Raw genomic sequence first — 8,726 nt, 5'->3', positions numbered from 1 at the left:
TAGGAGATTTAACTTGTCATGGAGCCGAACCAAGGTATTATCCAAGATATATATCGTACTAAACTGCTCTAACGAACCTCGTAATTTCCATGGAGAATTGGATTCTAATTTCTCCATTGCTAAAGAAACTACCATTTTAAGATAATTCACTAAGTATTCATCAAATCTTGCATAAAAACTCTGATATTTGATGACTTCAGAATTATTATAGCCCTCATAGCCAGTTAATCGCACATAATGTTGCCATAACTCGCGAAATGTTGGTACCAAATGAAAACTTCGATACGTGAGTAAAGTCATGAGAAATATAACCGGGTGGATTACTCTCAGCCTCTCACAAAATTGGGTCTGATTGGCGGCAACCATTAACTCATCATAAGGGACGAATAATCCATCCCCGTTCTTTGTTTTGAGCCCTTCCCAGGCTTCGATAGGATGCACGACCACTTTGTTGCTAAACTATATAAAGCTAACTCAATCTCTGATCGCGAAAAAATATGAAAATTGAGGTTAAAAGTATGACAAGAGTCGGTTGCTTAAAAGGGCGTGATCCAAAACTGAGATAGATGAATTCTGGTATTTCAAAACAGGGTGCTGCTGCAGATTCTTTTATTCAGCATATCGCGCAAGGATCGTATGCATTCACATGCTGGGATGAGTTTCTTGATTCATTCCCGGTGCCTGTTCTGCTCTGTGATCACACCCTTTCTATTTCGCAGGCAAATGAGGCATTTCTCATCAGGTCAGGGTTTCTGAAAGAGACAATGCAAGGGATGCATTTTCGAAACCTGTCAGTATCCCTTCTTTCTGGTGAGTCGGTCTGGGATGCGGCACTGTCAGGAAGGATAACATCCGGAGTGGCTGAAGTAGTGTTTCCAAAGGGATCAGGATTTTATGAGATTCGTGCCCTGCCAACGATCCCGGAGGGTGCATCAACCCCGGTGATACTCATCTTCTTCATTGAGCCTGACCGTCCTTCTGAATTTCCATCGTACGATTCGATTCGGAGGTCACTCTCACACCAGTGTGAGATTCTGGCAGAACTTGATGGAACCATTCTCTCGATGACATCCGGCCACCGGATTCCGATCCCGGCGGATGTTCTTGGACATAACAATATCCTGAAATGGGATGTACTTGCTCAAAACCCCGCAATACAGGAATTAACAGATGAACCTGGCACTGAGATCCGGTTTATGTATGAAGATACCGGGTCAGAGTGTTCATTTCTCATGACGGTTCAGGTCTGCTTTGTTACTCTTCTCAAGCGTTCGGTTCTGTTTTTGACGGTAAAAGAGCAGATAGTCCCTGTACATGACTCTGTGGGACACGTAGCGGATTATTCTGCCCTCTCTTTAGCACTTGAGCAGCTTGCACATGCACTATCAACAGGAAATTTCTCGCACCGGTTTGAGATTGAAGATCCTGACGAATCGCTGCTTTTTGGTATTACTGCCATCAATTCCATGATGGAGCAGGTGCAGCAGCAGTTCTCCGCTCTGTCTGAAGGCATATCCCAGATGAACTCAGGGTGGATACCTCTCTCCATTCAGGCACCACAGGAAGGCCCGTTTACCGGTATCATTCAGGATCTCAATGGGGCATTAGACAGTCTGCAACTCATGATCGCCACGGTTGAATCGTTTACGATGTCGGTTATGGAAGGAAATCTGACCATGAAAGGGGACACATCCGGGCTGTCCGGGTACTATCAGGCGATGGTTGCCGGCATGAACCAGATGCTGGTCAGACTGAACACTCCCCTGCTTGAAATAAAGCGGGTTGCAAAGTCGTATGCCGCGTGTGAGTTTTCAGCACGCATGGATGAGAATATTGCATATCCGGGTGATTTTGCCAGTATGAAAGAGTCAATGGATTCTATCGGGATCTGGTGTTCTGCGGTTGTGGGCGAGATTGACCGGGTGAGCAGCCGTTATGCCGCTGGTGATTTTACCGCCCATATGAGTTCAAAGCTGCAGGTGTCTGGTGATTTTACAACCATCCGGAGTTCTCTCGATAATATCGGGGTGCAGGTATCAGAGAGTATTACGGTCCTTCGGAATGCTGCTGATGTGTTAACGATTGAGGCTGAGGGGATTAAACGGGAGATTGCCGCGGTCTCCGGCCAGGCAGAGACCCTTGCCGCGTATACCGCTGCAGTATCTGACCGGGCAGCCAGTGTTCAGGAGGAGGTCAGAGAGATGATTGCCAGTGCTGATACTGCTATGCAGGCCCTCTGTGAAATGAATGAAAAGGTCCAGGAGGTTGCACAGACGTCCGCCCGCACCCATGAGATGTCATCCCAGGGTGTGATACATGCAACGCAGAGCAGGGAGGGTATTGATGCAATCTCGGAGGCTGCCAGTTCGGTTGATAGTGGCATATCCCGCATTCATGCAGAGCTCATAAGTATTGAGAAGATCATCCGGGTGGTTACGGATATTGCAAACCAGACAAATCTGCTCGCGATTAATGCCGCAATTGAGGCTGCCCATGCCGGCAGCTATGGGAAGGGATTTGCGGTTGTTGCAAGTGAAGTAAAGCATCTGGCTGTCCAGTCAAAAGAGTCCACAACCAGTATCTCACAGACCCTTACTGCGTTGCATGATACATTTCGTGAGGTCAGAGATAAGGTTTCACAGGTGCAGGAAGAGATTGCATCGCGAAGTCACGCGATCTGTGAGATGGTGCATCTGTTTGAGAAGATGGCCGGTGAGGTTGAAGTGATTGCATCCATGAGCCGGGAGACCGGGGTACTATCACAGGAGCAGGAGAGGAGGATTGCAGATCTGAAACAGCGGGCACGGACGATTGGTGAGCTGATGATCGAGACTGCCCGTGATGCCGGAGCATCAGCACAGGCGTGTGCGTCATCATGCCGGTCTATAGAACAGATATCCGGTCATATTGAGGCAGTCGTCAGATATGCTGAAGAGATTCATGGAGGGATACGTGGGTTTACCGTCTGATTGCTGAATCCGGCATGTATCACCTCATTTTCATCCGGTTCCACCCTCCTGTTCCACCGGATGGCTGCTGAATGAGGGACAAAAGCGTATACGATAAAGACGTGATCAGATCACCGACGAGGGGCAGAATGGTCACTATACCGGAAGAATCCGGTCTGAGATACCGGTTCCTGCCGGATGCCGGCGATATCGTGATCAGGCATCTGGATAATGACTCTGGACAGCGTAACCAGATCGACAGAGATGGGCAGATAATCAGGGTTTTGAGAGAATCTTTCTCACCAGATCCTCGTTTTCATGGAGAGCACATCCCCCTGCTGATTCAGTAAGGAGCTCAGGTATGTCTCTCAGTCTTTGAAGGAATGGCGATTTCAGTCCCTCTTTAAGTGACATTTCGGTCAGGTTTGCATCAGAATATGATGCTGCCGGGCAGGGCTCGAGATCTCCTGACGGGCTGACATGCACAAATCCCCGCCCTGCAGCAAGGCATCCTCCATAATATGCTTCATCTCCGGGGAATCCCAGAAAGAGTGCAGGATATTTCTGGTTCAGGCGGGCAAGGATGCCTGGCAGGTTCTGTTTCTGCTTGTGGGTAAGGACAAGTTCTTCTGTTCCCGGTGTCATCGGGACATATTCAACGTATGAGAAAACGCGGATACTGGCATCAATCATCTGCCTGATGAATACATCACGTGTTACTGTCTCATAATTTGCACTGGTTGTTGTGATTGAGCAGCCAAAGAAGATGTCACGGGATTTGAGATGATGACAGGCGAGGAAAAGCCGGTCAAAGACACCATTTCCTCTTCGTGCATCGGTCTCATCCCGAAGACCCTCCACACTTATCATAGGGACGATATTGCGGCATGATGCCAGGGTGTCAGCGAGTGGTTCATCAATCAGGAGCCCGTTGGTAAAGACAGGGAAGAGAATTGCAGGGTGATTCTGTGCAATGCGGATGATCTCTTCTGCCCGCACGAACGGCTCACCTCCGGCAATGACGATAATGGAGACTCCAAGTGCTCTTGCCTGATCAATGATTGATGTAAGCATGGCCGGGCTCATTTCTGGTTTTTGATTCTCCTTTCGGGCATGCATGTAGCAGCGTGCGCAGGTAAGATTACATCGTGCGGTGATACTGATGATCAGAACTGGAGGGACCAGGAGCCCTTCTTTCTCATGCTTCGCTCGTATGTTTGCTGCTTTTTTCTGGTACCTGAGAATTCTCCCTGCAGGGATGATGAGGGAGGGGGTGCCACCGATTATCCGGATTGCATGATGAATAACCTCACCAATGGTCGAATTGAAGAGGTCACGGTACAGGTCAGGCGGTATGTCCGATGATCCGGCTGGCTTGTTGACCGGGGTATTTTGCTGTGAATATTCACGCCCGGTCATGTATGAGCACCGGAATTCTGAATAATATCCTTCCCTGTCTTTCGTGCCACTGCCCGTACAGGGACGTTCTGTATGTCTGCTTTCAGGAGGTCACCGGCATGAACGGGGGTTCCGGCATGCGGCCAGCCCATACGGACAAGGACGTATTTTTTCTCGTTCGTGTTCATTTTTTCCCTACATGGCATGCTTCTTTCATATTTCTGAACGGTTCTTCCTGCATGATCCCCGTTTAAGCAGGTTCTCCCCGGGCATCCTGATGCCTGGTATTCGTATGACAGGAGGAGATGTCAGCCTACCTGCATTCGACCCGTTTCTACCGGCTGGTTATCAGACTCTTTATGAATGTTTTTCGACCGGTGTGTTCTGATTCAAGTTCGGGGATTATATCGTCACGGGTATGAACGATACGCAGTTGAGTCAGAAAAAAATAATTAATAATTATTCATGTGTGGGATCGTCGTGCTCAATTTTTGGCACGATCTGGTCACATGCCCGCACTGCATCTGCAATTGCCCTGACCGTCATCTCATTTTCAAGGACTTTTCCCTTCTTTTCGCTTTTTCCCTCGACGGTGGCAATAATGTTCATCTCATGATCCCGTGCCCAGTGCCGCATGGTATCAATCGTATGCCCTGAGCCATACTCGGCACAGGTCGCTACCAAAATAATATTCTTCCCTTTCAGCATTTTTTTATGCCAGAGAGAATAGGTCCGGTCAAAAAGGGCTTTAATCTGGGCGCTTACGTCCGAGAAGTAGACTGGCGACCCCATGATGATAAGATCGCTCTGAATCATCTTCAATGCAACCTTTCCAAAATCGTCCTCAATGATACAGTTATCTCTCTTTTTACATTTATTACAGGATCGGCACGGGTAGATGTTCATTTCAGAGATGTTGTACATTTTGTTCTTGTAATCAGGAATCTCCAGGGCTTTGAACTCTTTATCAAATCCCTTGAGTATCATTTCCGTGTTCCCGTTCTTGCGATGACTTCCAATAATGCTGACGATTCTCATCTTCTATACCTCATCGTTTTCTGTTATGAATACTTGTATGTATGTCTGTACTACTATTAGTAATACGTATTATTGATTTATTTTCAATTTTTTTCCACATTTGCAGCAGAATTTTGCATCAACCGGGTTCTGATAGTTGCACGGCAAGCACAATCCCGGAATGGGGGGGTTTAATTTTTCTACAAGGATGGCGATTATTGCTTCAGACATCGAGTTTAGGTCATGTTCTGCAACATAGCTTTCAAGTGCATCCTTTAACTCAACTGGCATGCGAAGGGATACACTGGCATGACTTTTTGGTTTTGTCTTCGCCATGTAATACAATTATTATTACCACATGTATTAATATTTGCATTGTGATGGTGCTGTAGTCTCACAATAGAAATCCTGCGTATCTAATGGTATCTCAACAGTAAATCCTGAAGGCTATAGAGTATCTATACAAAAGCACTATCTGATACTCAGGGGATTATTCATCATGCCAGCCGACGTTCTTGTCCGTGGCACCGTGGTTGAACAGTATTATTCATTTTTCTCTCTTGATCCTCCCCCCGGTGGTGAATAGCATGTGTCGAATCCATTCTGCCAGCCGGTATGTGGGCTTCTCAGGAAGCAGGATAGTATCGGTTAATGAAAACCCTCATTTTCTCATGCATTCAAGGATCTGATTCCGGATTATCGCCCCTATGCATCCGGAGTATTGAGAGAGATGAGATGGTATATCGGGAACCGTTTCATCAACTGATACAAAGAACCATGCCTCATCTTCACGGATGAGGAGAGCACAGGGTCTGACATGTATCATTCTTCCCTGTTTTCCTGCCCATGAATGTACGCTAACAACCGGATAGATCTCTCTATCCGAAAGTACAACCGGCTCCAGGATTCTAATCGTATCATCCGGATTCTGCATCCATCTTCCCTCCTGATGTCACCGGCCTATTCAGAACCTCTGGAATGATTATCCTGCAGAGATAGACAAGGAGAGCGAAGGGGTACATAAACAGGGTAACCAGCCTGAGGTGACCTACGAGGACTCGGTCATGAAAATCCGGAGTAATGCAGATGTCATGTTCTCCCGGAAGAAATGGAATAATTGCCTGGATATACCCATACATCATCCCGGTCGTACAAGGATCACCACACCCGATCCGTGCATGACAGATGAACATATCAATTCTGAAATGTCTGATGATTCGTCTGCTGCCCTGAAAGATTACCGGGATCCATCTCATTCCGGATAGGATACCCCGTTCCTCTGACTTCTCCTTTTCAGGTTCGGTATCCTCCTCCCCTGGTGTCGGTATAGAAAACGAAAAAAGACGCCTCCCGCAAATGCTCGTCTCTCCTTTTAAGGCTCCATCATAGAGAAATACAACCCCGAAGGGTCCAAATCCCACTTCGCTCTCACCACACAGCCTGGCCTCATCCCGTTCTGCTGCAAGAGAGATTTTCAGCGGTATTGTGTAGAGAATTCTCAGTACAATCAATATAAAAAGAATTATGCCGACCGTGACAAGTTGATCACCAGTCGGATGAAACATAGATCCTCAATTATTTTTCTTCTTCAGTTGTGCTGGCCGATGCCGGCTTTTTCTGCTTGACCAGCTCGATGACCTGGGGCACGAGTGATTCGCTCAGTGCAGTTATCACCTGGGCTACCGGGTTCTCTTTCTTTAAAGAGAAGACCTGGATTCCTTCTGCTCCTTTGATCTCCTTATGGGCAACCAGAAGAGCCATCGGTTCTACTCCTCCGCCACCTCCGGCACCACTGCCATCCCCTTCTTTTCCGTTCCCGCTTCCTGCTCCGAATGCGATTCCAAATCTGGTTACCGGAATGACAACCTTATCTCCCAGATCGATCGGATCTCCCATAACCCGTCTGGCCGAGATGAGATCACTGATATTTTTTGATGCTTCGGCGAGGACTTCTTTTGTTGTCATGGTAGAGAGAGGATTTTGTAAGGTGATAATGGTATGGTTGCATGATACAACCAGTCTTATTGCATGATAGTTCAGATTCCTTCGTCATATAGAAGTGAGTACTCGCTGCGTACCAGGATGGAAAAATAAGAGATAAGAAACAGGCTGATGAGTCACCCGATAATCCATCCAGAAACCGGGATGCATCCACGTATTACCTAAACCAGGAAAAACTGGTTTTTTGTAGGTTTTTCCTGTTTCAGGCACCCATATCATAGAGTTGTGAGTAATACCGTGATGTCACCATGACGATGTACGGAGCAATAATAAGGTTGATTAGGCCTCCAATTACCGGTATTAAACCGATTACTGCATATATTACGAATAAGACAATGAAGAGCACGATAAGGGCAATGATGTACTGGACCCATCCTATCTTTCCAATGGTGTTGGTTATCTCACCAAATGCAAATGCTTCTCCCATGCTACCGGTTCTGGCAAACCGTACCATACCAATGATTCCAAACAGGGAAAAGATGAAGGCCACAACCATGAAGAGAATCAGGGATAAACCAAAGGTAGCCATCAGCATCCCGAAATAGGCAAGTGGATTGTCTACATTCATCCCGAGCATTGCTATACTCCCAAATCCTCCACTAAGAGAGAAGGTGGCAATTGCTATGATGAGTGGGATAATCATATAAACTATCTCAATAATGATCATCTTGATTCCATCAATAAACATGCCAAGATAATCACCAGGTTCAGGAGCAGGAGTAGTTCCCTTCATAACTCTGAGTGAATATCCCATAATCAGAGGGAAGATTATCGATGAGATAATAAGAATAATCCATCGCATCCATTTACCGATTAATCCCTCATTCGCGTAACCAAATGAGTCACTGAGTAATTCGCTGATTCCCATGTATGTACACCTCTGTGAAGATATGAAAGAATCGGCGTTTTGGTATTTATGTGTGCTGTATGATGACTCATGAGGAGGGTGATTCCCGGTGGCGATAGCCATCAGCATCATGACCGGTTTTCTCCAGGGATGTCCTGACGTCAGTACCATGGTTCAATCTGGTGACAATGGGTACATTATCAGACCTGTAATGGGATAGGCCGTATCCTGGACGTTGAAAATGTCGATTACCGGAGGGGGTGGCGGTCTCATGTGTCTTCCAAATGACCTTCCCGGTGGTTGCCAGGCCAGGATCACGAATAGGAAAAAGGAGTGAAGGAGGAGGGGATCTGACCCCCTCTCACCAGGTCAGAAGAATACAGCGGCGCATGTTCTGACCTTAAAAATCGGTCATGATTCTGAATTGATCGATCTCTTCCTTATTGAGCTGCTCAAGGAACTCCTCGGCAGCATGTCTGACATCCTTACTTGCAGTGATTGCTCTCCCGACCACG

At 46.9% G+C, this 8,726-nt stretch carries 10 protein-coding genes; 1 reads left to right on the top strand and 9 read right to left on the bottom strand.

Translation table 11 applies throughout. The features are described 5' to 3' along the window. Window positions 1-441 (bottom strand): hypothetical protein (locus PLA23_RS07530; protein ID WP_324474711.1); only part of this gene is annotated, 441 nt, incomplete at its 3' end. A 125-nt stretch (window positions 442-566) separates the two neighbouring features. On the opposite strand from PLA23_RS07530, the gene PLA23_RS07525 reads away from it, so the two are divergent. Then, the gene (locus PLA23_RS07525; protein WP_324474709.1) at window positions 567-2,969 is read left to right on the top strand and encodes a methyl-accepting chemotaxis protein; all 2,403 of its coding nucleotides are present in this window, start codon (window positions 567-569) and stop codon (window positions 2,967-2,969) included. Window positions 2,970-3,224: 255 nt separating this feature from the next. Here PLA23_RS07525 and PLA23_RS07520 read toward each other — a convergent pair whose 3' ends face one another. From PLA23_RS07520 to PLA23_RS07485, 8 genes are all read right to left on the bottom strand, one after another. Then, window positions 3,225-4,367 carry a radical SAM/SPASM domain-containing protein gene (locus tag PLA23_RS07520; RefSeq protein WP_324474707.1) on the bottom strand — a complete coding sequence of 381 codons (1,143 nt, stop codon included), beginning with the start codon at window positions 4,365-4,367 and terminating at the stop codon, window positions 3,225-3,227. Continuing rightward, a complete protein-coding gene (locus tag PLA23_RS07515) occupies window positions 4,364-4,552 on the bottom strand; it encodes a hypothetical protein (RefSeq protein WP_324474705.1) in 189 nt (62 codons plus the stop codon). The genes PLA23_RS07520 and PLA23_RS07515 overlap by 4 nt, the downstream gene beginning before the upstream one ends. Before the next feature lie 253 nt (window positions 4,553-4,805). Continuing rightward, complete coding sequence (locus PLA23_RS07510; protein ID WP_324331717.1) at window positions 4,806-5,384, bottom strand: flavodoxin family protein; 579 nt, start codon at window positions 5,382-5,384, stop codon at window positions 4,806-4,808. Window positions 5,385-5,453: 69 nt separating this feature from the next. After that, window positions 5,454-5,699, bottom strand: coding sequence for a YlcI/YnfO family protein (locus PLA23_RS07505; RefSeq protein WP_324474703.1), 246 nt, complete (start codon window positions 5,697-5,699; stop codon window positions 5,454-5,456). 325 nt (window positions 5,700-6,024) lie between these two features. Then, window positions 6,025-6,297, bottom strand: coding sequence for a hypothetical protein (locus PLA23_RS07500; RefSeq protein ID WP_324474701.1), 273 nt, complete (start codon window positions 6,295-6,297; stop codon window positions 6,025-6,027). Then, window positions 6,281-6,928, bottom strand: coding sequence for a DUF2953 domain-containing protein (locus tag PLA23_RS07495; protein WP_324331886.1), 648 nt, complete (start codon window positions 6,926-6,928; stop codon window positions 6,281-6,283). Before PLA23_RS07495 ends, PLA23_RS07500 begins: the two co-directional genes overlap by 17 nt. Before the next feature lie 10 nt (window positions 6,929-6,938). Further along, window positions 6,939-7,328, bottom strand: a complete 390-nt coding sequence (locus PLA23_RS07490) for a GerW family sporulation protein (RefSeq protein WP_324331887.1) — start codon at window positions 7,326-7,328, stop codon at window positions 6,939-6,941. 238 nt (window positions 7,329-7,566) lie between these two features. Beyond that, entirely contained in the window at window positions 7,567-8,382 is an 816-nt protein-coding gene (locus tag PLA23_RS07485) for a DUF4013 domain-containing protein (protein ID WP_324474700.1), read from the bottom strand. Window positions 8,383-8,726: the final 344 nt, after the last annotated feature.

Origin of the sequence: Methanospirillum sp. (genome assembly GCF_035406105.1) — an archaeon.
Lineage (GTDB): Archaea > Halobacteriota > Methanomicrobia > Methanomicrobiales > Methanospirillaceae > Methanospirillum.
The sequence above is the reverse complement of the archived record's forward strand: the minus strand, read 5'-3'. Positions and strand labels throughout refer to the sequence as shown.

What these genes read in the sequence shown, in the direction of transcription:
- PLA23_RS07525 (WP_324474709.1), top strand. Translation starts at nt 567, where the DNA reads ATGAATTCTGGTATTTCAAAACAGGGTGCTGCTGCAGATTCTTTTATT.
- PLA23_RS07520 (WP_324474707.1), bottom strand. Translation starts at nt 4,367, where the DNA reads ATGACCGGGCGTGAATATTCACAGCAAAATACCCCGGTCAACAAGCCA.
- PLA23_RS07515 (WP_324474705.1), bottom strand. Translation starts at nt 4,552, where the DNA reads ATGCCATGTAGGGAAAAAATGAACACGAACGAGAAAAAATACGTCCTT.
- PLA23_RS07510 (WP_324331717.1), bottom strand. Translation starts at nt 5,384, where the DNA reads ATGAGAATCGTCAGCATTATTGGAAGTCATCGCAAGAACGGGAACACG.
- PLA23_RS07505 (WP_324474703.1), bottom strand. Translation starts at nt 5,699, where the DNA reads ATGGCGAAGACAAAACCAAAAAGTCATGCCAGTGTATCCCTTCGCATG.
- PLA23_RS07500 (WP_324474701.1), bottom strand. Translation starts at nt 6,297, where the DNA reads ATGCAGAATCCGGATGATACGATTAGAATCCTGGAGCCGGTTGTACTT.
- PLA23_RS07495 (WP_324331886.1), bottom strand. Translation starts at nt 6,928, where the DNA reads ATGTTTCATCCGACTGGTGATCAACTTGTCACGGTCGGCATAATTCTT.
- PLA23_RS07490 (WP_324331887.1), bottom strand. Translation starts at nt 7,328, where the DNA reads ATGACAACAAAAGAAGTCCTCGCCGAAGCATCAAAAAATATCAGTGAT.
- PLA23_RS07485 (WP_324474700.1), bottom strand. Translation starts at nt 8,382, where the DNA reads ATGGTACTGACGTCAGGACATCCCTGGAGAAAACCGGTCATGATGCTG.